Below are 23,110 nucleotides of genomic sequence, written 5' to 3' on the forward strand. Positions count from 1 at the left end.
CCCCCCGGGGATCAGGAGGTCGGCGGTCACCGGTCCGCGCCCGTCACGACGGCGCGCAGGTGCCGCGCCGCGGCCTCGGGGTCGTCGGCGGCTGTGACCGCGCGGACGACGACCACGCGTCGGGCCCCCGCCGCCACGACCTCGTGGACGGTCTCCTCGTCGATGCCGCCGATCGCGAACCACGGCGTCGTCGGTCCGGACGCCGCGACCCGGCGCACGAGGTCCAGGCCGACCGCCGGCCTCCCCGCCTTCGTCGGCGTGGGCCACACCGGGCCGACGCAGAAGTAGTCGACGTCCGGGTCGGCGTCCGCCGCCGACGCCTCGGCGTCCGCGTGCGTCGAGCGACCGAGCAGGACGTCGGGCCCGACGAGCCGCCGGGCCACGGCGACCGGCAGGTCGTCCTGCCCGGTGTGCAGGACGGGCGCGCCCGCGAGCGCCGCGAGGTCTGCCCGGTCGTTCACCGCCCAGAGCGCACCGTGCCGCGCGGCGACGTCCGCGACGAGCTCGAGCAGCTCGAGCTCGCGGCGGGTGCTGATGCCGCGGTCGCGGAGCTGGACGACGTCGACACCGCCGCGCAGCGCCGCGTCGAGGAAGTCCTCCAGGTCGCCGGACGCCTCCCGGGCGTCCGTGCACAGGTACAGGCGGGCGGCGCCGAGACGCACCGCGTGGAGGCTTCCGGGACGGGACGCACCGGGCGCGTCGGGCGGGTTCGTCATGAGCCGCGAGTGTAGTGTGACCGGCGCACGGGAGTCCCCGTTCCGGGGCTGAGAGGACGCGGGGCGCGCGTCGACCGTCGAACCTGATCTGGGTCATGCCAGCGATAGGGAGCCGAACGTTGTCGACCACCCCGCGCGCCGTCCCCGGCGCGTCACGGAACACTCGCCCGACGCGCGCCACCGCGCCCGCGAAGCCGCCCGCGCCGCGCCCCCCGCGCGCTGCCGAGCCCGCCGACGTCCTGGTCGTCGGCGCAGGGATCGTCGGGGCCGCGATCGCGTGGCGTGCTGCCGCCGCGGGCCTCACCGTCACGCTGCTCGACCCGGAGCCCGGGGACGGTGCGACCCACGCGGCCGCCGGGATGCTCGCCCCGGCCGCCGAGTCGACGCCCGGCGAGGACGCCGCCGCCGCGCTCCACCGCGCCGCCGCGGACGCCTGGCCCGCCTTCGCGGCCGAGCTCACCGCGGCGTCCGGCGTCGACGTCGGCCTGCGCACGTCGGGCACGGTCCTGCTGGCGCACGACTCGGGCGACCGGCGCACGCTGCACGACGACGTCGCCCGGCACCGCGCAGCGGGGCTGCCCACGGTCGACCTCGACCTCGAGGAGGCGGCCGGGCTCGCGCCGTTCGTCGGCCCGCTCGTGACGGCCGCCGCGCACGTGGGGAGCGACCACCAGGTCGACCCGCGCGCCACGCACCGGGCGCTGCTCGCCGCCCTCGATGCCACCGGACGGGCGACCCTCGTCCGGGCGTCGGCAGACCGGGTCACGACGGTGCAGGGGGCCGTCGTGGGGGTCGTCGACGACGCCGGTCGCGCCCACCGGGCGCACCGGACCGTGCTCGCGGCGGGCGTCGCCACCACGGCGCTCGCCGCGAGCCTCGGCGCGGCCACGGCTCCCCTCCTGCCGCTGCGCGGGGTGGTCGGCCAGACCCTGCGCCTGCAGGCCGACCCGTGGCTCCGGCTCCCGACCGTGCTGCGCGGTCTCGTCCAGGGCCGCGAGGTGTACGTCGTGCCGCGCGAGCCCGCGGAGGACGGCCGCTACGAGATCGTCGTCGGCGCGACCACCGAGGAGACCCCCGACGACCGTCGCCCCCGGGCAGGCGGCACGTTCGCGCTGCTGCGCGACGCGCGCGTCCTCGTGCCGGCGCTCGACGAGTGCGTCCTGCTCGACGTCACGCAGCGCGCGCGGCCCACGACGCCCGACCTGCTCCCGCTCGTCGGAGAGTCCGGCGTGCCGGGGCTGCTCGTCGCCGCGGGGCACCACCGCAACGGCGTCCTGCACGCGCCGCTGACCGCCGACGCGGTCGTCGCGCTGCTCACGGGCGGCACGCTGCCCGCCGTGCTGGTGCCCGCCGACCCGCGCCGCTTCGCCCCCGCCCCCCGCCCGCGCCGCCGCCCCGCGCCGCTCGCCGCGGCCGGCCTGTGGGCGTCGCGCGACGGCGCCCCCGCGCAGCGATGAGCGGTCCGGCCGGCACGGCCCTGGTCAACGGCGCTCCCTTCGCGCTGCCGGCACCGCTGCCCGTCGACGACGTGGTGCGCCGGTTCGCGCCGGGTGCGGTCCGCGACGGCGTCGCGCGGGGCGTCGCGGTCGCCGTGGGCGACGCCGTCGTCCCGCGCAGCGCGTGGTCGACGACGCTCGTCCGACCGGGCGACGTCGTCGAGGTGGTCGGGGCGGTGCAGGGTGGCTGACGCGCTCGCCGACGGTCTCGTGGTCGCGGGGCACACGTTCGGGTCACGCCTCGTCCTGGGCACGGGCGGTGCCGCGAACCTCCTGACCCTCGAGGACGCGCTCGTGGCGTCCGGCACCGAGCTGACGACGGTCGCGCTGCGCCGCGTGGTCCCGGGCGCCCGACCGGCCGGTCCTGCGGGCGGGTCGTCCGGTGGGTCGTCCGGTGAGGGCGGCGTCTGGGACCTGCTGGCACGCCTCGGCATCCGCGCGCTGCCCAACACCGCGGGATGCTTCACCGTGCGCGACGCGGTGCTCACCGCCCAGCTCGGACGCGAGGCCTGCGGGACCGACTGGGTCAAGCTCGAGGTCGTCGCGGACGACGTCACGCTCCTGCCCGACCCGCTCGCCCTCGTCGACGCGGCGGCCGTCCTGGTGCGCGACGGGTTCGTCGTCCTGCCCTACACGAACGACGACCCCGTGCTCGCGCGGCGGCTCGAGGACGTGGGGTGCGCGGCCGTCATGCCGCTCGGCTCCCCCATCGGCTCGGGTCTCGGCATCGCGAACCCGCGCAACATCGCCGCGATCGCAGCCCGTGCGGGCGTCCCGGTGATCCTCGACGCGGGCATCGGCACGGCGTCCGACGCGGCGCTCGCGATGGAGCTCGGCTGCGACGGCGTGCTGCTCGCGACGGCCGTGACACGCGCCGACGACCCGGTCCGGATGGCGCTCGCGATGCGGCACGCGGTCGAGGCGGGGCGGCTCGCGGTGGGCGCGGGGCGCATCCCGCGGCGCGAGGAGGCCCTGGCGTCGTCGCCCGTCGACGGCCGCATCGGGAACCTCGACCTGGCCCTGTAGCCGGTCCGGTCCGCCGGCGTCCGATCCGCCCGCGACCGCAGTCGCCAGGGCGGTCCGTCAGACGGAGACCTCGGTGCGCCAGGCGACCAGCCCGCCGACGACGTTGCGCGCGTCGACCCCCGCCTCCCGCGCGACCTCCGCGACCCGGGCCGACCGGGGGCCCGCCTTGCAGAGCACCGCGACGGGCCGGTCGTCCGGCAGGTCTGCGAGCGCCCGTCGCGCCGCGTCGCCACCCCCGAGCAGGGTGCCGGACGGCACGTGGCGTACGCGCGGGTCGTGGGCGTGCACGAACGGCTCGGCGGCGAGCTCCCAGTCCTCGCGCACGTCGACCACGACGACGTCGGCCCCGGACTCGAGGAGGTCGGCGAGCTCGCGGGCGCTGACGTCCGTGGGAGGGGCGGCCGGTGCTGACGTGTCGCCCGCGGCGCCCTGGTCGGCACGGGCAGGGACGGCGCACGCGACCGGCGCGGGCTCGGCGACCGCGGTGACGGGCTCGCGCGCCGGGTCGGCGCGGACGGTGAGGTAGCGCCACGTCCCGTCGAGGGCGTCGTGCACCGCGAGGCGTCCGAGCAGCGGTGTGCCGACCCCGGTGACGAGCTTGACGACCTCGGTGGCCATCGCGGTGCCCACGGTCCCGCACGTGACCCCGAGGACGCCGCCCGTCGCGCAGTCGGGCACGGTGCCGGGGGGAGGCGGGTCGGGGAACACGTCGCGGTACGTCACGCCCGGCAGGTCACCGAGCGGTCGGGCGGAGAACACGGCCACCTGGCCGTCGAACTGGTGCACGGCACCCCACACGACGGGGCGCCCGGCGACCTCCGCGGCGTCCGACACGAGGTAGCGGGCCCCGAAGCTGTCGGTCCCGTCGACCACGACGTCGTACGTGGACACGAGGTCGACCGCGTTGGACGCGTCCAGGCGGAACGGGTGCGCCTCGACGACGACGTGCGGGTTGGTGCGTGCCACCGCGTCGCGGGCCGAGTCGACCTTCCGGCGGCCGACGTCGGCGTCGCGGTGCAGCACCTGGCGCTGCAGGTTGGAGGCGTCGACCACGTCGTCGTCGACGATGCCGAGCGTGCCGACGCCCGCGGCCGCGAGGTACTGGACGACCGGGCTGCCGAGCCCGCCCGCGCCGACGACGAGCACCCGCGCGTCGCGGAGCCGACGCTGCCCGTCCAGCCCGACGCCGGGGAGCGGCAGGTGCCGCGCGTACCGGGCGAGCTCGGCCGGGGCGAGCGTGCCCCGGGTGAGCGTGTCCGGGGACGGCCCGAGGGCGGCGGACCGGGGTCCGCCGCCCTCGGCGACAGGTGCTGCGGTGCGGTCGGTGCCCATGCGACCCATCATGCGCCACCCGTGGCGCCTTCAGGCGCTGCTTCGGCGCGGGCTCCGGCGGGACGCCGGCCGAAGAGCGAAGGTCAGAGGATGCCGCGACGACGACCACGACCGGCGGTGCGGCCCGCGTACAGCGAGACGAACAGCGCGGCGAGGATCACCTGGATGAACAGCTGGATCCAGTCGATGCCGTCGGTGTGCCGCACGCCGAGGAACCCGGCGATGATCGTGCCGATGAAGGCGGCCACGATGCCGATGAGGATCGTCGCGAGGATCGAGATGTTCTGGTGGCCGCGGACGAAGAGGCGACCGAGGGCGCCGATGACGAGCCCGACGATGATGGCCGTGACGATGGAGGTGACCGTGAGAGTCATGGAATGTCTCCTTGGGGGGCTTCGTACCGTTCTGGTATGAACGTTCCCCTAAGGTGCCGTCCGCGCGGGAGGCACGCACGCGGAACGCGTCCTCGTCGCCGCGGACGCGCTACCGGTTGCCTGTCGGCACGAACCGTGGGAAAAGCGACAGCCGGTCCTCCGCGTCAGGCGTCGGCGTCAGGCGTCCACGTCACACGCCGTACTGCGAGGCCAGCCCGTCGAGCTTCGCCTCCGCGTCGCGGTGGACGTTGCGCTCGACCACGAAGCTCATGACCGGGACGACGCCCGCGAGCACCTGGGTCACGAGGCGCGGGAACCGCCACCGCATCTTGGACCACAGGTCGACGACCGTCACGAGGTAGACGACGTAGATCCACCCGTGCGCGTACGGGATCCACTCGACGGCACCGATCCACGACACGTCCACCACGTACTTGAGCAGGAGCTCGACGCAGAGCAGGAGCAGCATCACGCCGGTGACGATCGCCATCACGCGGTAGCGCGCGAGCGCGCCGCGCGCCTTGCGGATGGCCGTCTGGGCGGCCGCGGTGTCGACGGACTTGCCGGTGGTCGGGGACGTCATGCTCGCCTCGCAGGTCGGTGCGGCTGAACCACGCGGCCGGGGCCGGGAGCCCGGTCCCACGGTTCAGCACAGGTCGTGCACACCGGTCCCACGCCGCGCGCATGGCGTGCGTCACAGTCCGGTGTGCCGGGTCGGCCCGTTATTCGGGTGATCGATGTCCGAGGGCCGACCTAATGTTATGCGGTGCTTCCCCTCCCCCAGCCCGACGTCGGCACGCCGCCGCTCGACTCGCCCGCGCGCGCCCTCCTCTGGCAGGGGTGGCGCCAGCGCGGCATCCTCACCGCCTCCCTCGTCGCGGGCTCCGTGACGATGGTGTCGCAGTCGCTCACCGCGCTGCTCCTCGGCCACGCCATCGACGACGGGCTCAGCAACGGGTTCGGCCCCGAGCTCCTGCTGTGGGTCGGGATCATGTTCGCCAACGGCGTCGTCATGGTCACCGCCGGGGCGCTGAGCCACAAGTACGACGTCCTCAACTGGCTGCGCGCGTCGTTCGCGTCGTCGCAGCGCATCGGCGACCACGCCACCCGCACGGGCCACCGCATCACCCGCGAGCTGCCCACCGGCGAGGTCGTCTCCGCCGTCGCCAACGACGCACTGCGCACCGGCGAGGTCTACGCCATCGCCGGGCGGTTCGTCGGGTCGCTCGTCGCGTACGTCGGCGTGGCCGTCGTGATGTGCGTGATGTCGCTCCCGCTCGGGCTCGTCGTCGTCCTCGGGCTGCCCGTGGTCGCCGGCATCCTGGCTCTGCTCGTCAAGCCGCTCCAGGCCCGGCAGGCGGCCCAGCGCGAGGAGCAGGGGCACCTCACCGCGCTCGGCGCCGACACCGTCTCGGGTCTGCGCATCCTGCGCGGCATCGGCGGCGAGGGCGTCTTCGCGGCCCGGTACGCCGAGCAGTCCCAGGTCGTGCGGCGCGAGGGCGTCCGCGTCGCTGGCATCCAGTCGTGGCTCGACGGCCTCCAGGCCCTCCTGCCCGGTCTTCTCGTCGCGCTCGTCATCTGGCTCGGCGCCCGCGAGGCGATCGCCGGCGACATCACCGCGGGCCAGCTCGTCACCTTCTACGCCTACGCGGCGTTCCTGTCCTGGCCCCTGCAGATCGCGACGCAGACGCTCCAGATCGTCACCCGCGGCCTCGTCGCGACCGGCAAGATCCAGAACGTGCTGCGGACCGAGAGCGCGACCCCCTCGCCCGCGACCCCGGCCACGGCGCCCGCACCCGGCGCCGCCCTCGAGGACGAGACCTCCGGGCTGGTGCTCGCGCCCGGCCGCGTCGTCGGGCTCGTGTGCGCCGACCCGGACGCGTCCGCCGCCGTCGCCACCCGCCTGGGCCGGTTCGACGACGACGCCGAGGCCACGACGCCCGTCCGCCTCGGCGGCACGCTCCTCGCCGACCTCGACAAGGAGCACCTGCGCCACCGCGTCGTCGTGTCCGAGGCCACGGGCCACCTGTTCTCCGGCATCCTCGGCGAGGCCCTCGACGCCCGGGGCCGCGCCGTCGAGCGCGAGCTCCTGGACGCGATCACCGTCGCCGACGCGCACGACGTCCTCGACTCCGTGCCCGGCGGCCTCGCCGGCGAGCTGCCGGAGAAGGGCCGTTCGCTGTCCGGCGGGCAGCGGCAGCGCGTCGCCCTGGCGCGCGCCCTGCTCACCGAGCCGGAGATCCTCGTGCTCGTCGAGCCGACCAGCGCGGTCGACGCCCACACCGAGGCGCGCATCGCCGAGCGCGTGGCCCAGGTCCGGCGCGGCCGCACCACGCTCGTCGTGACCGCCAGCCCCCTCGTCCTCGACCACCTCGACGACGTGCTGCTGCTCGAGGACGGCCGCGTGGTGACGCACGGCACCCATGCCGAGCTGCTCACCCGTGCCGACGCCGCCGCCGCCCGCTACCGCGCGGTCGTGGGCCGGTCGATGGACGAGGTCGAGGGCGCGGCCGAGAACGAGAACGAGACCGAGACCGAGACCGAGAACGCGACCGCAGGGAGGACCCGATGAGCGCCACGCTCCCCATCGCGGACCCGTCGACCGTCCGCCGCGAGACGGCGACGCTGCTCCGCGCCCACCGGACCGAGCTCGGCAAGGTCCTCGCCCTGCACACCGTCGCCGCTGTCGCCGGCCTCACCGGGCCCTGGCTGCTCGGCCGGCTCGTCGACATGGTCACCGACGGCACGACGACGAGCGCGGTCGACCGGCTCGTCGGCGTCCTCGTCGCCGCGGTCCTCGTCCAGGCCGTCGTCATCCGGTTCGCCCAGAAGGCGTCGATGATCCTCGGCGAGAAGGTCTTCGCGGAGCTCCGCGAGAGCTTCATGGACACCGTCACCCGGCTGCCGCTGTCGACCGTCGAGCGGGCCGGGACGGGCGACCTCGTCGCGCGCACCACGAACGACGTCAACAAGCTGCAGCACGCCGTCCGGTTCGGTGTCCCCCGCATCCTCGTGTGCGTGGTGACGATCCTGCTGACCTTCGCGGCCGCGCTGGTCGTCGCCCCGCTCGTCGCGCTCGGCCTGTTCGTCGGCATCCCGTTCGTCGTGCTCGCGACGCGCTGGTACCTGCGCCGCGCCACTCCCGGGTACCTGCGGGAGTCCGCCGCGTACGCGACGCTGAACGGCACGATCACCGAGGCCGTCGAAGGCGCCCGCACCACCGACGCGCTGCACCTCGGCGCCCCCCTGCGCCGCCGCGTCCGCCGCGACCTGCGCGAGGCGTTCGAGGCCGAACGGTTCACGCTCGGCCTGCGGCTCGTGCTCATCCCGACCGTCGACGCGGCGTTCTCCGCCGCGCCGGTGATCGCGATGCTGTGGGGCGGCTGGCTCGTCTCGCAGGGGCACGCGTCCGTCGGTGAGGTCACGACCGTCGTCGCCTTCGGGTTCCAGCTCGGCGGGCCCGTGTTCGACCTCATCTTCTGGCTCGACGAGCTCCAGGTGGCCGCCGTGTCGCTCGCGCGGGTCGTCGGTGTCGGTCAGGTCCCGCAGGACCGCGAGGCCGGGACGGCGGTGCCGTCCGACGAGCACGTGGTCGGGACCGGCGTGCGCTACGCGTACCGCGAGGGGCACGACGTCCTGCACGGCATCGACCTCGACCTGCGCGTCGGTGAGCGGCTCGCGATCGTGGGGCCGTCCGGCGCCGGCAAGTCGACGCTCGGGCGCATGCTCGCCGGCATCCACCCGCCCACCGGCGGCTCGGTGACGGTCGGTGGCGTGCCCCTCGTCGACCTGCCGCTCGAGGACCTGCGCGGGCACGTCGCACTCGTCACCCAGGAGCACCACGTGTTCGTGGGGACCCTCGCCGACAACCTCCGGCTCGCCGACACCGGCGCGTCGGACGAGCGGCTCGCCGAGGCCCTCGACGCGGTCGACGCCCGCGGCTGGGCGGAGGCGCTGCCCGACGGTCTCGCGACGAAGGTCGGGTCCGGCGGCCACGTCCTGACCGCTGCCCAGGCGCAGCAGGTCGCGCTCGCACGGCTCGTGCTGCTCGACCCGCACACGCTCGTGCTCGACGAGGCGACGTCGCTGCTCGACCCGCGCGCCGCCCGGCACCTCGAGAAGTCGCTCAACGGCGTCCTCGAGGGGCGGACCGTCGTCGCGATCGCGCACCGCCTGCACACCGCGCACGACGCCGACCGTGTCGCCGTCGTCGACGGCGGCCGGATCACCGAGATCGGCCCGCACGACGAGCTCGTCGCGGCGGGCGGCGACTACGCCAAGCTGTGGCACTCCTGGCAGCACGAGTAGCCCTCCCGAGCTCCGAGCGGGCTAGACGCCCGGTCGGCGACGGGGACGACGGCAGGACGATCGCGAGAGGCGGGCGCGGGAGAATGGTCCCGTGACCCGTCTCGCGTTCCTCGTCTCCCCCTCCCACAACCGCGTCTACGCCGCCGACGCGCCACGGCTCGCCGCGGCCGAGCTGCGCGTCCTCGGCGACCGCGCCCTCGACGGTCGTGTCAGCGACGTCGCCGAGCAGACCGTCGCGGGGGTGCCGTACGTCGGGTTCACGCTCGACGGTGCGCTCAGCGACGCCGACACCCGCGCGATCGCGAACCTCTCGTCGCTCTACGCCCTGTTCGAGACGGTCCCCGGCGACACCGACGGCGACGCCGCGACCGCCACACGACTGCTGCGTCCCGTCCTCGCGCCCCGGCGCGACGTCCTGCCGTCCGACCTGCTCACGATCCAGAAGTACGCCGGCAAGACCAACGAGGACTTCACGCGCCTGCTCCTCAACACCACCGTCCTGGCGACCGACCGGCCCGACGCCCTCGGCGCCCCCGCGGACGTCCTCACGGGTGGCCCGCGCGGCGAACGCCGGCTGCGGGTCCTCGACCCGATGTGCGGTCGCGGCACGACGCTCAACCTGGCGCTCGCGTCAGGGTGGGACGCGATCGGCGTCGACCTCGACACGCAGGACGTCGAGGCGTACGCGACCTTCCTACGGACGTGGCTCAAGACCCACCGCTACAAGCACGCCGCGGACCTGTCGACGCAGCGCCGCGACGGCAAGAGCCTCGGGCGCCGGTTCCACGCGGCGTTCGGCCTGACCCGGGAGGAGTGGGCCGCCGGGCGCTCGCTCGAGGTCACTGTCCACGCGGCCGACACCCTCCGGACGGCCGAGCTGGTCAAGCCGGGGAGCGTCGACGTCGTCGTGACGGACGCGCCGTACGGGGTCCAGCACGGCACGCGGTCGCGCGGCACGGGGACGGGCCGGGGTGGCCGGGACGTCCTCGACCGGAGCCCCCTCGCGCTGCTCGAGCAGGCCGTGCCCGTGTGGTCGCGGCTGCTGCGGCGGGGTGGTGCGGTCGGCATCTCGTGGAACACGCGCGTCGCGCCCCGGGACGCCCTGGTGAGCCTCTTGGCCGACGCCGGGCTCGAGCCCGCGGACGACGCCACGCACCGCGGGTTCGCGCACCGGGTCGACCAGTCGATCCAGCGGGACCTCGTCGTCGCCCGCAAGCCCTGACGCCGCTGCCGACCCCGTCGTCGGGGTCGGCAGGCGGGCGGTCACGCCTCGGCGTCGGCGTGCTCCTCGGTCGAGCGGGAGTCGCTGAGCGTCCAGGCCCCGAAGGCCGCGACCACACCGACGACGACGGCCAGCAGTGCGTACGTGATCCGCTCGCCGTGGAGGAACGACTCCACGAGCTCGTCGGACCAGGTGCCGGCCGGGAGGGTGCTCGCCACGAGGGTCGCGATGAGCGTCCCGACGACCGCGGTGCCGACGCTCGTGCCGACCTCCTGGGCGGTGTCGTTCAGGGCGGTGCCCATCGTGGTGCGGTTCGCGGGCATCTCGTCGACGAGCGCGACGGCACCGACCGTCATGACGGTGCGCAGGCCGACGGTCATGACGACCATCGCGGCCGCGATGGCGAGGTAGCCGTGCTCGACGCCCCAGGCCATCCCGCCCACGCCGACGGCCAGGAAGCCCGCCCCGACGAGGCACGCGACGCGGTGCCCGAACCGGCTCACGAGCCACTCGGAGAACGGGGTGGCGCCGAGCATCGTGACGATCATGGGCAGGTTCGCCAGGCCGGCCTTCACCGGGCTCCAGCCCCACGCGTACTGGAAGTGCAGGACCAGGCCGAACATGATGCCGGCCATCGCCACGGCCGTCCCGATCTGGGCGATCGAGGCGCCGCGCACGGTCCCGTTCTTGAACAGGTCCAGGTCGAGCATCGGCGCCGCGCTGCGGCGCTCGTGCCGGACGAACAGCAGCGCCGCGAGCACGGCCCCGACGACCGAGGCGAGGGTGGGCAGCGAGAGCCAGCCGTGGTCGACGCCGCTGGTCAGGGAGTAGCAGGCGAGGCCGATGGTGACGATGCTGAGGCCGGCGCCGGGGAGGTCGAGGGCGTCGTCCGTGAGGCCGTCCTTCGTGTCGGCGGCGACACCGAGGCGCACGCCGATCCACGCGATCAGGGCGATCGGCGCGTTGATGAGGAGCAGCCACTGCCAGCTGACGTGCGCGAGCGCGGTGCCGCCGAGCAGCGGGCCGAGGATGAAGCCGGACATGCCGACGACCATCATCACGGTGATGGCGCGCATGCGGAGCGCCTTGTCGTCGAACAGGCGGAAGACGAGCGAGTTGGTCACGGGCGCCATGCAGGCGGCGGCGAGGCCGAGCGCGGCGCGCAGGACGATGAGCTCGCCGCTCGTGGAGACGAGCAGCGCACCGAGGCTGATGGTGCCGAACGCGGCCAGCCCGACGAGCAGGACGCGACGGCGGCCGAACCGGTCGGCGACCGAGCCGGCGGTCAGCAGGAGGCCGCCGAAGGTCAGGGAGTAGGCACCGCTGACCCACTGGAGGGCCGTGGTGCTGCTGCCGAGGTCGCGGCCGATGGTGGGCAGCGCGACGGACATGAGGGTGTTGTCGACCATCTCGACGAAGAAGGCGAGGCACAGGGCAGCCATCGGGATCCACGCCGCGCGCAGCGACGAGTAGGTCCGCGTGGTCGCAGGCTGCGGCGACAGGGTTGATGTGGTCATGACGTCCACTCTGCTCGGGCGCGCTGTCGCCCCGCTGACACGTCGCTGGCCCCGCTGTCAGGTCGCTGACGGCGGGTCGTCGGGGGCGATCACGGACGGCGAGCGGGGAGCCCGGCGATCCCTTCGTCCGCGGCCGTCCGCCGTCCGGGCTCTGCGGGCTCGCCGGTCGCCCCGCCGGTCAGCCCGACCGCGGCGCGCTCGCTGTCGCGGTGGTCGCGCACGATCCGCCACCATACGAACACGGCGAAGCACGCGAACAGCCACCACTGGAACGCGTAGGACAGGCTCTGGAAGTTGACGCCGCCCGCGCCCTCGGCCACCGGCCGCGGCAGGGCCACGAGGACGCCCACGGGCGCGTCGGCCGCGTCGGTGACGGTGGGGGCGCCGGTCCCACCGCCGTCCGCGGCCGGCCGCACGACGAGGTACCCGGCGTAGATGGGTCCGCCCCAGCGGTTCGCGAGCGCCCCGGACGACACGGACCGTGTCTGCCCGGCGGGCAGCCCGTCGTCGGCCGTCGTCGCCTCGGACGCCTGGAGGTAGCCCGTGAGGTGGACGGTCCCTGCCGGCGGCACGGGCGGGGTGGGTGTGTCGGTTCCCGCGACCCACCCGCGGACGACGGGCAGCACGGGGGCCCCCGAGAGGTCGGCCCAGGACGCACCGCCGGTCCCGTCGTCGGTGACCCGCAGGGGGGTGACGACGAGGTACCCGGTGCGGCCGTCGAGGGCGCGCCCGGGGACGAGCACCTGCCCGTCGGGCTCGTAGGCGCCGCTGACCTCGACGAGCTCGCCGACCATCGCGTTGGTGAACGTGGACTGCGGCGGGAGGACCGTGCCGAGGCCCTGGGGACCGGCGGCCTCCTCGTCGGCGAGCCGCTGGTCGAGGGTGTGCTGCTGCGCGGTGTGCCCGCGCTCGTAGGCGCGGTCGAGCTGCCACTTGCCGAGCGCGCCGAACACGGCGGCGAGGGCGAGGAGGGCGACGAGCAGGCCGATCATGGCGGGTCGGCGAGCGACCTCGCCCCACGTCGGGCGCGCGGGCGTCGCGCGCGGTCCTGCGGAGGTCACCGTCCCACCGTAGCGGCGCAGGCCGCGCCCTCCGGACCATGACGGCCCGCTCCGGCCCGAGCGTGACGTACCTCGCAGAGGCGTGACGTACCTCGCAGTGGTCCGCCCGCGACCCCCGCGCGCCCGCCGCGCGCCGCGGAGCCCCCTGCGATGGAATGAGGACGTCAACCCGAGCACCTCAAGGAGCGTGTGGAAGATGTCCCCCTGGAAGTCCGTGCCCGACGCCTCGCTCGACGCCGAGACCGCAGAGCGCATCCACCGGTGGTGGCGTGCGGCGAACTACATGTCCGTCGGCCAGATCTACCTGCTGGACAACCCGCTGCTGCGGCGGCCGCTCTCGCGGGACGACGTGAAGCCGCGCCTGCTGGGCCACTGGGGGACGACGCCCGGCCTGAACTTCCTGTACGCGCACCTGAACCGCGCGATCGCGGAGCGCGAGCAGTCGACGATCTACGTCGCCGGGCCGGGTCACGGCGGCCCGGGCCTGGTGGCGAGCACATACCTGGACGGCACGTACTCGGACTACTACTCGGACATCACCGAGGACGAGGACGGCCTGCGGCGCCTGTTCCGCCAGTTCTCGTTCCCGGGCGGCATCCCGTCGCACGTGGCGCCGGAGACGCCGGGCTCGATCCACGAGGGCGGCGAGCTCGGGTACGCGCTCTCGCACGCGTACGGTGCGGCGTTCGACAACCCGGACCTGCTGGTCGCTGCGGTGGTCGGCGACGGCGAGGCGGAGACGGGTCCGCTGGCGACGAGCTGGCACTCGAACAAGCTGCTCAACGCGTCGCACGACGGGGTGGTCCTGCCGATCCTGCACCTCAACGGGTACAAGATCGCGAACCCGACGATCCTCGACCGCATCGGTCGCGAGGAGCTCGAGTCGCTGATGGTGGGCTACGGCCACAAGCCGTACTGGTTCGAGGTCGCCGACGACCCGGAGGGCGAGTCGTTCGACAGCATCCACCACCGCTTCGCCGCGCTGCTCGACGAGGTGCTCAACGAGATCGCGGCGATCAAGGCGCGCGCGGCAGAAGAGGGGCCGGACATGCCGCGTCCGGCGTGGCCGATGATCGTGTTCCGCACGCCGAAGGGCTGGACGGGTCCGGAGTACATCGACGGCAAGAAGACGGTCGGGTCGTGGCGGGCGCACCAGGTGCCGCTCGCGAGCGCCCGGGACACGCCCGAGCACCTGAAGGTGCTCGAGGACTGGCTGAAGTCGTACCGGGCCGAGGAGCTGTTCGACGACCGGGGCCGGGTACTGGACGACGTCCGCGCGCTGGCCCCGGCGGGCGACCTGCGCATGAGCGCGAACCCGCACGCCAACGGCGGGCTGCTGCTGCGCGACCTGCGGATGCCCGACTTCCGTGACTTCGCGGTGGACGTGCCGCAGCCGGGCAGCGGTGCGGTCGAGGCGCCGCGTGTCCTCGGGACGTTCCTCACGGAGATCATCCGGCGCAACCCGGACAACTTCCGGATCTTCGGGCCGGACGAGACGGCGTCCAACCGCCTGCAGGCGACCTTCGAGGTCACGGGCAAGCAGTGGAACGCGGAGTACTTCTCCCCCGCGGTGGACGAGCACCTGGTGCGCGTCGGTCGCGTGATGGAGCAGCTCTCGGAGCACCAGTGCCAGGGCTGGCTCGAGGGGTACCTGCTCACGGGGCGCCACGGCCTGTTCACGAGCTACGAAGCCTTCATCCACATCATCGACTCGATGTTCAACCAGCACGCGAAGTGGCTCAAGGTCACGAACCACATCCCGTGGCGGCGGCCGGTCGCGAGCCTCAACTACCTGCTGTCGAGCCACGTGTGGCGCCAGGACCACAACGGGTTCAGCCACCAGGACCCGGGGTTCATCGACCACGTCGTGAACAAGAAGGCCGAGGTCGTCCGCGTCTACCTGCCGCCGGACGCCAACACGCTGCTGTCGACGTACGACCACTGCCTGCGCAGCCGGCAGTACGTCAACGTGGTGGTCTCGGGCAAGCAGCCCGCGCCGCAGTTCCTCACGATGGACCAGGCGGTGGCGCACTGCACGCGCGGCCTGGGCATCTGGGACTGGGCGGGCACGGAGACGGAGGGTGAGGAGCCGGACGTGGTCCTCGGGTGCGCGGGCGACGTCCCCACGCTCGAGATCCTCGCGGCGGCGGACATCCTGCGCCGGCGCGTCCCGGGCCTCAAGGTGCGCGTCGTCAACGTCGTGGACCTCATGCGCCTGCAGGACGAGAAGGAGCACCCGCACGGCCTGTCGGACAAGGACTTCGACACGCTGTTCACCCGCGACAAGCCGGTGATCTTCGCGTACCACGGGTACCCGTGGCTCATCCACCGCCTCACGTACCGCCGCACGGGGCACGCGAACATCCACGTGCGCGGGTACAAGGAGGAGGGCACCACGACGACGCCGTTCGACATGGCGATGCTGAACGACATCGACCGGTTCTCACTGGTCATCGACGTGGTCGACCGCGTCCCTGGTGTGTCGCAGCGCTACGCGGGCCTGCGCCAGGAGATGCAGGACAAGCGGCTCGAGGCGCGCCAGTTCACGCGCGAGCACGGCGACGACCTGCCGGAGGTGCGCGACTGGGTGTGGCCGGACGCGCAGGACCTCGCGGACAGCGACCAGGTCGAGGCGACGATCGGCACGGGCGGCGACAACGAGTGAACGCACGTCCCCGGGTGACGGGTCGGGCTCACGGGGTCTCCCGATGAGCCCGACCGCGGCCCGCAGCGTCTTCGTCGCGTCGGCCGAGGGCGACACGGGCAAGTCGACGGTCGCGCTGGGCGTGCTGTCGGTCCTGTCGGTCCGCACGCAGCGGGTCGGGGTGTTCCGACCGATCGCGCGCTCCGCGGACGCCGACCCGGCGACGGGCCGGGGCGACTACGTGCTGGACGTGCTGCTGTCCCGCACGACCGCGGGGCTGGAGTACGAGCAGTGCCTCGGCGTCACGTACGACGAGGTGCACCGCGACCCCGAGGCGGCGCTGGCTCGCATCGTCCAGCGGTACCACGAGGTCGCGGCGCAGTGCGACGCCGTGGTCGTGCTGGGCAGCGACTACACGGACGTCGCGGGGCCGACGGAGCTGGCGTTCAACGCACGGATCGCAGCCAACCTCGGCACCCCGGTGATGCTGGTGCTCCGCGGGCTGGACCGCGAGCCCGCCGAGGTCCGTTCGCTCGCGGAGGTCTGCCTCGCGGAGCTGCGCGCCAACCACGCTCGCCCGTTCGGGATCGTGGTGAACCGGTGCGCGCCCGACGACGTCGACGCGCTGCGCGACGCCGTCGCGGGGATCGTCCCCGCGCCGGCGTCCGACCCGCTGCCGGCGTGGGCGATCGCCGAGGACGCGTCCCTGTCGGCGCCGACGGTGCAGGCGCTGACGGCCGCGGTGCAGGGCACCCTGGCCGTCGGCGAGGACGACCTCCTCGCGCGCGAGGCGCTCACCGTGCTGGTGGGCGCGATGACGTTCGAGCACGTCCTTGACCACCTGTCGGACGGCGCGGTCGTCATCACGCCGGGCGACCGCTCGGACGTCGTCGTGGGCCTGCTCGCCGCGCACGCGGCCGTGGGCTTCCCGTCGCTGGCCGGGCTGATCCTCACGGGCGGCCAGTACCCGCCGGAACCGGTGGCGTCGCTCATCGACGCCCTGTCCCCCAAGCTCCCGGTGATCACGACCGGGCTCGACACGTTCGAGGCGGCACGTCGCGCGTCGCGGACCCGGGGGCGGATCACGCTCGACTCGTCGACGAAGGTCGACACGGCCCTGGCCCTGTTCGAGCGCGCCGCGGGCACCGGGACCTTCGAGGCCAGCCTGGACGTGCGGCGCTCGGACGTGGTGACGCCCCTGATGTTCGAGTACGACCTGCTGTCCCGGGCCCGCGCGGACCGGCGGCACGTCGTGCTGCCGGAAGGCGGCGACGACCGCATCCTGCGCGCCGCATCGACGCTGCTGCAGCGCGGCGTCGCCGAGCTGACGATCCTGGGCGACGAGGTGCCGATCCGAGCCCGCGCGGCCGAGCTGGGCCTGCGGCTGGACGACGCGCACGTGCTGAGCACGCACGACCCCGAGCTGGTCGACCGGTTCGCCGAGGAGTACACGACGATCCGCGCACACAAGGGCATGACGGTGGACCGGGCCCGCGAGATCGTCACGGGGGCGTCGTACTTCGGCACGATGATGGTCCACCTCGGGCTCGCGGACGGGATGGTCTCCGGCGCCGCCCACACGACCGCGCACACCATCAAGCCGTCGTTCGAGATCGTGAAGACCGCGCCCGGGGTGTCGGTCGTGTCGTCCGTGTTCCTCATGTGCCTGCAGGACCGCGTGCTGGTCTACGGGGACTGCGCGGTCATCCCGGACCCGACGTCCGAGCAGCTCGCCGACATCGCGATCTCGTCCGCGGCGACGGCCCGGCAGTTCGGCGTGGACCCGCGGATCGCGATGCTGTCGTACTCGACGGGCGAGTCGGGCTCGGGCGCCGACGTCGACAAGGTCCGCGCGGCGACCGCGCTCGTGCGCGAGCGCCGTCCCGACCTCTCGGTGGCCGGCCCGATCCAGTACGACGCGGCCGTGGACGCGTCGGTCGCGGCGTCGAAGATGCCGGGCTCGGACGTCGCGGGCAAGGCGACCGTGTTCGTCTTCCCGGACCTCAACACCGGCAACAACACGTACAAGGCCGTGCAGCGGTCCGCGGGCGCCGTCGCGATCGGGCCGGTCCTGCAGGGCCTCGCGAAGCCCGTCAACGACCTGTCGCGCGGCGCGCTCGTCCAGGACATCGTCAACACCGTCGCGATCACGGCGATCCAGGCGCAGTCGCAGTCGCAGTCAGCCCCCGGAGGGAACGCATGAGCATCCTGCCCGAGTCCGACCGCCCGAACCCGTACTCGGCGTACGGGGCGCACGGCTCGGTCCTCGTCCTGAACTCGGGGTCGAGCTCCCTGAAGTACCAGCTCGTGAACCCGGTGGGCGGCGAGGCGATCGCGTCGGGGATCGTCGAGCGGATCGGCGAGTCGTCGAGCCCGGTCAAGCACACGTTCGCGGGCAACACGACGCAGCGCGAGGAGCAGGTCGCGGACCACGCCGCCGCGCTCGAGCTCGCGCTCGGCCTGTTCGGCGAGCTCGGGCCCGACCTCGCGCACGCGGGGGTGCACGCGGTGGGCCACCGCGTGGTGCACGGCGGCGAGCTGTTCTCCGACCCGGTCCTCGTGGACGACGACGTGCTCGCGAAGATCCGCGACCTGTCCCCCCTCGCGCCGCTGCACAACCCGGCGAACGCCACAGGCATCGAGGTCGCGCGCCGGCTCATGGGCGACGTCCCGCACGTCGCGGTGTTCGACACGGCGTTCTTCCAGTCGCTGCCCGCGCACGCGCACACGTACGCGCTCGACCGCGAGGTGGCGCGCGCGCACGGCGTGCGCCGCTACGGATTCCACGGGACGAGCCACCAGTACGTGTCGGGCAAGGCGGCACGCGTCCTGGGCCGGCGCGTGCAGGACCTCAACACGATCGTGCTGCACCTGGGCAACGGCGCGTCGGCGTCCGCGATCGAGGGCGGGACGCCGGTCGAGACGTCGATGGGCCTCACGCCGCTCGAGGGTCTCGTCATGGGCACCCGGACGGGCGACATCGACCCCGCCGTCGTGTTCCACCTCGTGCGCAACGCGGGCATGAGCGTCGACGACGTCGACGACCTGTTCAACAAGCGCTCAGGCATCAAGGGGCTGTCGGGCGAGAACGACTTCCGCGAGCTGCACGCGATGATCGCGCGCGGCGACGAGGACGCCCAGCTCGCGCTCGACGTCTACATCCACCGGCTCAAGAAGTACGTCGGCTCGTACGCGGCGGTGCTCGGCCGGGTCGACGTCATCGCCTTCACGGCGGGCGTGGGCGAGAACGACGACGTGGTCCGTGCTCTCGTGTGCGAGGGCATGACGGGCCTCGGGATCGCGATCGACCCGGAGCGCAACGCCGGCCGCGTGTCCGAGCCCCGGATCGTGTCGCCCGCATGGGCGCAGACGCTGGTCATGGTCGTGCCGACGATGGAGGAGCTGGCCATCGCGCGGCAGTGCATCGAGGTCGTGGACGGGCTCGACCCGACCGCCTGAACGACGGCCGGGCCGGGCGAGGTCACAGCCCGAGGGTGTCCGCGACGCCGGGGACGAGCGCGGCGACGGCCGCGGCGCGGGCGTCCGGCGCCTCGTCGCACGCGAGGGCGGCAGCCGCGACGGCCTGGGCCTGCTCGAGCGTGTGGGACTTCACGGCGAACCGGACGGCGGGCACGGCGGACGCCGCCATCGACAGGCTCGTGATGCCGAGCCCGGTGAGCACGACCGCCATGACGGGGTCGGACGCCGACTCGCCGCACACCCCGACGGGCTTGCCGACGTCCTGGCCGGCCCGGGCCGTGGCGGCGACGAGATCGAGCACCGCGGGCTGCCACATCGAGATGAGGTCGGCGAGCTCGCCGCGCAGCCGGTCGGTCGCCATCGTGTACTGCGCGAGGTCGTTCGAGCCGATGGACACGAAGTCGACCTCGGCGAGGATCGCGGGGGCGCGCAGGGCCGCGGACGGCACCTCGACCATGACCCCGACCTTCTCGACGCCCTGCGCCCGGGCGGCGGCGGCGAAGTCGCGCGCCTCGGACGGCGTCGCGATCATGGGCGCCATGACCCACGGCGCGATGCCGGTCTCCCGCTGGGCGTCGCCGAGCGCCTCGAGCTGCGTGGTGACGACGTCGGGCACGGTGCGCACGAGCCGGTAGCCGCGCACGCCCAGCGCCGGGTTCTCCTCGTCGGGCTGCGTGGCGAACTTCAGGGGCTTGTCGGCGCCGGCGTCGAGCGTGCGGACGACGACCTTGCGGCCCTCGAACGCGCGCAGCGTGCGCGCGTACACCGCGGCCTGGTCCTCGCGCGTCGGGGCGGTCTGCGCCTCGAGGAACAGCACCTCGGTACGGAACAGCCCGGAGCCCTCGACGGCCTGTGCGGCGGCCCGCTCGGCGTCCTCGGGCGTGCCGATGTTGGCGAGGAGCTGGACGGGGTGGCCGTCGGCGGTCGCGCCGGGGCTGGTGTCCTCGGCGAGCCGGGCGGCGCCCTCGGCGCGGAGCGCGAACGCGGCGGCGACCTCGGGCGCGGGGTCGATCTCGACGGTCCCGGCGGCGGCGTCGACGGCGACGACCGTGCCGTCCGTGAGGTCGACCGCCCCCGCGGTCCGCACGACGCACGGGATGCCGAGCTGGCCGGCGATGATCGCGGTGTGGGAGGTGGGGCCACCGAGCTCGGTGACGATCGCGAGGACGTGCGCGATGTCGAGCGCGGCGGTGTCGGCGGGCGCGAGGTCTCCGGCGACGACGACCGACGGCACGGTGAGCGCTGGCACGCCCGGCTCGGGCACCCCGAGGACCCGCGCGACGACGCGGTGACGGACGCTGCGCAGGTCGGTGACACGCTCGGCGAGGTAGCCGCCCGCCTGCTCGAACATCGTGGCGAACTGGTCGACGACGGCGTCGAGCGCGGTCACCGGGCCTTCGCCGGCGGCGATCTTGGCGAGGGTCTGCTTGCGCAGCGCCTTGTCGTCGGCCATCTGGGCGGTGGCGGCGAGCACCTCGACGGCCGGGCCGGACGCCGCGGCGGACTGCGCGCGCAGGCCCTCGGCGACGGCGCCGAACGCCTCGGTGACGCGCGCCTGGACGGCGTCGACGTCCTCGGGTGCGGTCCCGGGCTCGTCGGACGGCGCGGCGGGGGGAGCTGCGACGGTGGCCACGGGGCCGACGACCCCGGCCCGCCCGACGCCGACCCCGTGCAGCACACGCGTGCCGTCGCGGGTGGGCTCCGGGGTGCTCGGGCTGACGGCTGCGTCCTGGGTCATGGTTCTGCGTCCTCGTCGTCGAAGGTGTGTCGTCGAAGGTCAACCGCTGGTGGTCTAGACCAGGCGTGCCTGGTCCGACTCTAGTCGTCCACGGGGACGTCGGCACCCCGGCCGGACGGCCCTCGGGGTCCCCGGTCCGGCGTCAGGCGCCGCACCGGGGACCCCGTCCGTCCGTCAGGCTGCAGCCGTCGCGGCCGGTGCCGCCGGGGCGTCGACCGGCGTGTCGTCCTGCGTCTCGAACCGGCGCTCCCGCACCGTCTTGAGCGCGGTCAGGACGACCGCCGACACGACCGTCCCGGCGGCGAGCGCCACGAGGAACAGCAGCGGCTTGCCGATGAGCGCGATGACCCAGATGCCGCCGTGCGGGGCGAGCTGGCCCGACCCGAACGCCATCGACAGTGCGCCGGCGACCGCGCCGCCCGCCATGAACGACGGGATCATGCGCAGCGGGTCGGCGGCGGCGAACGGGATGGCGCCCTCCGAGATGAACGACGCACCGAGCAGCCAGCACGACTTGCCGGCGTCGCGCTCCTGCGGCGTCCACAGGTGGCGGCGCATGACGGTCGACAGCGCGATCGCGAGCGGCGGGACCATCCCGGCGACCATCACGGCCGTCATGATCTTCGCCGGTCCGTCGGCGTTGGACGTCGCGTTGACCAGGCCCGTCGTCGCGAACACGTACGCGACCTTGTTGACCGGGCCGCCGAGGTCGAAGCACATCATCAGACCCAGGACGGCGCCCAGGAGGATCGCGCTGCCACCGTTCAGCGAGTTCAGCCAGTCCGTGAGCCCGTCGTTGATCCACCGCATCGGCGGGCCGATGATCAACGTCGTCACGACGCCCACGACGCCCACCGACAACAGCGGGATCACGACCACCGGCATGATGCCTCGGACCCCCTTCGGGACCTTCCACCGCGAGATCCACAGTGCCGTGAAGCCCGCGAGGAAGCCGGTGAGGATGCCGCCGAGGAACCCGGCGCCCACGAGGACGGCCGCGAAACCGCCCACGAAGCCGGGGGCGATGCCGGGGCGGTCCGCGATGCCGTACGCGATGTACCCGGACAGTGCCGGGACGAGGAACGCGAACGCCCACTTGCCGATCCAGAACAGCAGCACCGCCCAGTCCTGGCCGGACACCCACGAGAAGCTGTGCGTGATCCAGTCGAGGAACGCGGTCGGGTCGTTGCCGTCGACGACCTTGGTGACCTCGATGGCGCCGTTGGTCTTCCACGCCACGGTCGAGATGAGGAAGCCGATGGCGATGAGGATGCCGCCCGCGGAGACGAACGGCAGCATGTGCGACACGCCCGTCATGAGGTACTGGCGGATGCGCGCCCCGACACCCACCTGGCGCGGCGCGGGCGTCGCGGGGCCGGTCGTGAGCGGCTGGCCCGGTCCGGCCACGGTACCTGCGCCGCCCGCCACCGGACCCGCCTCGACGGCGGCGACCGCCTGTGCGATGACCGTCGGCGCGTCGTGCACCGCGGCCTTCACTCCGACGTCGACGAACGGCTTGCCCGCGAACCGGGCCTTGTCCTTGACCTCGAGGTCGGCGGCGAAGATCACGCCGTCGGCGTCGGCGATGAGCTGCGGGTCGAGCGGGTCGGTACCGATCGACCCCTGTGTCTCGACGGTGACCTCGTGCCCGGCGTCGGCGCCGGCCTGCTCGAGGGCCTCCGCGGCCATGTACGTGTGGGCGATGCCCGTGGGGCACGAGGTGACAGCGACGAACTTCATGAGACGACCACCTCTCGGGTGACGATGTCGGCGACGGACGCGGCGTCCGGCGCCTCGCGGAGCGATTCGCGGAACGCCGGGCGGATGATGCGACGCGCGAGCGCCGCGAGGATCTTCAGGTGGTCGGCGTCGCCGCCGGCCGGGGCTGCGATGAGGAACACGAGGGTGGCGGGCCCGTCGGGACCGCCCCAGTCGGCACCGTCGCCCGCGATCCGGCCGACGGCCAGGCTCGGGACGGTCACGTGCTCGGACCGGGCGTGCGGCAGGCCCACCTGGCCGGGCATGCCGGTCGCCATCTGGGCCTCGCGCGCCTTGACGTCCGCGAGGAAGCCCTCGGCGTCGGTCACGCGCCCGGCGGCGGCGAGCAGGTCCACGAGCGCTCGCGTGGCGGTCTCGCGGTCGGTCGTGGCCAGGTCGAGCGCCACGAGGTCGGGGGTGATCAGCGGGTCGGACATG

At 74.1% G+C, this 23,110-nt stretch carries 18 protein-coding genes; 9 read left to right on the forward strand and 9 right to left on the reverse strand.

The genetic code is table 11. The features are described from left to right. Positions 1-26: 26 nt before the first annotated feature. Positions 27-716, reverse strand: a complete 690-nt coding sequence (thiE, locus tag CLV34_RS03395) for a thiamine phosphate synthase (protein ID WP_100348792.1) — start codon at positions 714-716, stop codon at positions 27-29. A gap of 119 nt (positions 717-835) precedes the next feature. On the opposite strand from thiE, the gene thiO reads away from it, so the two are divergent. From thiO to CLV34_RS03410, 3 genes are read left to right on the forward strand one after another with little or no spacing between them, the layout of a single operon-like run. Beyond that, entirely contained in the window at positions 836-2,173 is a 1,338-nt protein-coding gene (gene thiO, locus CLV34_RS03400) for a glycine oxidase ThiO (protein WP_245858947.1), read from the forward strand. Then, a complete protein-coding gene (gene thiS, locus CLV34_RS03405) occupies positions 2,170-2,403 on the forward strand; it encodes a sulfur carrier protein ThiS (RefSeq protein WP_100348793.1) in 234 nt (77 codons plus the stop codon). The genes thiO and thiS overlap by 4 nt, the downstream gene beginning before the upstream one ends. Next, on the forward strand, positions 2,396-3,238 hold the full coding sequence (locus CLV34_RS03410; RefSeq protein WP_100348794.1) for a thiazole synthase: 843 nt from the start codon (positions 2,396-2,398) through the stop codon (positions 3,236-3,238). The genes thiS and CLV34_RS03410 overlap by 8 nt, the downstream gene beginning before the upstream one ends. A gap of 57 nt (positions 3,239-3,295) precedes the next feature. Here CLV34_RS03410 and CLV34_RS03415 read toward each other — a convergent pair whose 3' ends face one another. The 3 genes from CLV34_RS03415 to CLV34_RS03425 form a co-directional block, all read right to left on the reverse strand. Further along, positions 3,296-4,570 (reverse strand): ThiF family adenylyltransferase, encoded by a 1,275-nt coding sequence (locus CLV34_RS03415; protein WP_100348795.1) that lies wholly within the window; start codon positions 4,568-4,570, stop codon positions 3,296-3,298. Positions 4,571-4,653: 83 nt separating this feature from the next. After that, complete coding sequence (locus CLV34_RS03420; protein WP_100348796.1) at positions 4,654-4,944, reverse strand: GlsB/YeaQ/YmgE family stress response membrane protein; 291 nt, start codon at positions 4,942-4,944, stop codon at positions 4,654-4,656. A 190-nt stretch (positions 4,945-5,134) separates the two neighbouring features. Beyond that, a complete protein-coding gene (locus CLV34_RS03425) occupies positions 5,135-5,527 on the reverse strand; it encodes a DUF3817 domain-containing protein (RefSeq protein ID WP_100348797.1) in 393 nt (130 codons plus the stop codon). 183 nt (positions 5,528-5,710) lie between these two features. On the opposite strand from CLV34_RS03425, the gene CLV34_RS03430 reads away from it, so the two are divergent. From CLV34_RS03430 to CLV34_RS03440, 3 genes are all read left to right on the forward strand, one after another. Next, positions 5,711-7,516 carry an ABC transporter transmembrane domain-containing protein gene (locus CLV34_RS03430; RefSeq protein WP_100348798.1) on the forward strand — a complete coding sequence of 602 codons (1,806 nt, stop codon included), beginning with the start codon at positions 5,711-5,713 and terminating at the stop codon, positions 7,514-7,516. Further along, positions 7,513-9,252, forward strand: a complete 1,740-nt coding sequence (locus CLV34_RS03435; RefSeq protein ID WP_100348799.1) for an ABC transporter ATP-binding protein — start codon at positions 7,513-7,515, stop codon at positions 9,250-9,252. The genes CLV34_RS03430 and CLV34_RS03435 overlap by 4 nt, the downstream gene beginning before the upstream one ends. Before the next feature lie 91 nt (positions 9,253-9,343). Further along, entirely contained in the window at positions 9,344-10,474 is a 1,131-nt protein-coding gene (locus CLV34_RS03440; RefSeq protein ID WP_100348800.1) for a TRM11 family SAM-dependent methyltransferase, read from the forward strand. A gap of 41 nt (positions 10,475-10,515) precedes the next feature. Here CLV34_RS03440 and CLV34_RS03445 read toward each other — a convergent pair whose 3' ends face one another. Together CLV34_RS03445 and CLV34_RS03450 are read right to left on the reverse strand one after the other, a co-directional pair. Then, positions 10,516-11,991 (reverse strand): MFS transporter, encoded by a 1,476-nt coding sequence (locus tag CLV34_RS03445; protein WP_100349201.1) that lies wholly within the window; start codon positions 11,989-11,991, stop codon positions 10,516-10,518. 89 nt (positions 11,992-12,080) lie between these two features. Beyond that, positions 12,081-13,052 carry an SURF1 family protein gene (locus CLV34_RS03450; protein ID WP_245858948.1) on the reverse strand — a complete coding sequence of 324 codons (972 nt, stop codon included), beginning with the start codon at positions 13,050-13,052 and terminating at the stop codon, positions 12,081-12,083. Between the two features lie 196 nt (positions 13,053-13,248). Here CLV34_RS03450 and CLV34_RS03455 point away from each other — a divergent pair, with 196 nt between their 5' ends. The 3 genes from CLV34_RS03455 to CLV34_RS03465 are packed head-to-tail and all read left to right on the forward strand — an operon-like array spanning position 13,249 to position 19,155. Further along, positions 13,249-15,717, forward strand: a complete 2,469-nt coding sequence (locus CLV34_RS03455; RefSeq protein WP_100349202.1) for a phosphoketolase family protein — start codon at positions 13,249-13,251, stop codon at positions 15,715-15,717. Between the two features lie 43 nt (positions 15,718-15,760). Next, entirely contained in the window at positions 15,761-17,899 is a 2,139-nt protein-coding gene (gene pta, locus CLV34_RS03460) for a phosphate acetyltransferase (protein WP_100348802.1), read from the forward strand. After that, positions 17,896-19,155 carry an acetate kinase gene (locus CLV34_RS03465; RefSeq protein WP_100348803.1) on the forward strand — a complete coding sequence of 420 codons (1,260 nt, stop codon included), beginning with the start codon at positions 17,896-17,898 and terminating at the stop codon, positions 19,153-19,155. Before pta ends, CLV34_RS03465 begins: the two co-directional genes overlap by 4 nt. 22 nt (positions 19,156-19,177) lie before the next feature. Here the strand turns inward: CLV34_RS03465 and ptsP are convergent, their stop codons facing one another. The 3 genes from ptsP to CLV34_RS03480 form a co-directional block, all read right to left on the reverse strand. Beyond that, the gene (gene ptsP, locus CLV34_RS03470; RefSeq protein WP_100348804.1) at positions 19,178-20,914 is read right to left on the reverse strand and encodes a phosphoenolpyruvate--protein phosphotransferase; all 1,737 of its coding nucleotides are present in this window, start codon (positions 20,912-20,914) and stop codon (positions 19,178-19,180) included. Positions 20,915-21,088: 174 nt separating this feature from the next. Continuing rightward, complete coding sequence (locus CLV34_RS03475) at positions 21,089-22,654, reverse strand: PTS fructose transporter subunit IIC (protein ID WP_100348805.1); 1,566 nt, start codon at positions 22,652-22,654, stop codon at positions 21,089-21,091. Continuing rightward, on the reverse strand, positions 22,651-23,109 hold the full coding sequence (locus CLV34_RS03480; protein WP_100348806.1) for a PTS sugar transporter subunit IIA: 459 nt from the start codon (positions 23,107-23,109) through the stop codon (positions 22,651-22,653). The genes CLV34_RS03475 and CLV34_RS03480 overlap by 4 nt, the downstream gene beginning before the upstream one ends. Between the last annotated feature and the right edge of the window lies 1 nt (position 23,110).

This window comes from Luteimicrobium subarcticum (genome assembly GCF_002798015.1).
Classification (GTDB): Bacteria; Actinomycetota; Actinomycetes; order Actinomycetales; family Cellulomonadaceae; genus Luteimicrobium; species Luteimicrobium subarcticum.

Bases quoted from the DNA above. Each gene is read 5' to 3' on its own strand.
- CLV34_RS03445 (WP_100349201.1), bottom strand. From the start codon at position 11,991: ATGACCACATCAACCCTGTCGCCGCAGCCTGCGACCACGCGGACCTAC.
- thiS (WP_100348793.1), top strand. From the start codon at position 2,170: ATGAGCGGTCCGGCCGGCACGGCCCTGGTCAACGGCGCTCCCTTCGCG.
- CLV34_RS03420 (WP_100348796.1), bottom strand. From the start codon at position 4,944: ATGACTCTCACGGTCACCTCCATCGTCACGGCCATCATCGTCGGGCTC.
- CLV34_RS03435 (WP_100348799.1), top strand. From the start codon at position 7,513: ATGAGCGCCACGCTCCCCATCGCGGACCCGTCGACCGTCCGCCGCGAG.
- pta (WP_100348802.1), top strand. From the start codon at position 15,761: ATGAGCCCGACCGCGGCCCGCAGCGTCTTCGTCGCGTCGGCCGAGGGC.
- CLV34_RS03425 (WP_100348797.1), bottom strand. From the start codon at position 5,527: ATGACGTCCCCGACCACCGGCAAGTCCGTCGACACCGCGGCCGCCCAG.
- CLV34_RS03455 (WP_100349202.1), top strand. From the start codon at position 13,249: ATGTCCCCCTGGAAGTCCGTGCCCGACGCCTCGCTCGACGCCGAGACC.
- CLV34_RS03465 (WP_100348803.1), top strand. From the start codon at position 17,896: ATGAGCATCCTGCCCGAGTCCGACCGCCCGAACCCGTACTCGGCGTAC.
- thiE (WP_100348792.1), bottom strand. From the start codon at position 716: ATGACGAACCCGCCCGACGCGCCCGGTGCGTCCCGTCCCGGAAGCCTC.
- CLV34_RS03480 (WP_100348806.1), bottom strand. From the start codon at position 23,109: ATGTCCGACCCGCTGATCACCCCCGACCTCGTGGCGCTCGACCTGGCC.
- ptsP (WP_100348804.1), bottom strand. From the start codon at position 20,914: ATGACCCAGGACGCAGCCGTCAGCCCGAGCACCCCGGAGCCCACCCGC.
- CLV34_RS03475 (WP_100348805.1), bottom strand. From the start codon at position 22,654: ATGAAGTTCGTCGCTGTCACCTCGTGCCCCACGGGCATCGCCCACACG.
- CLV34_RS03415 (WP_100348795.1), bottom strand. From the start codon at position 4,570: ATGGGCACCGACCGCACCGCAGCACCTGTCGCCGAGGGCGGCGGACCC.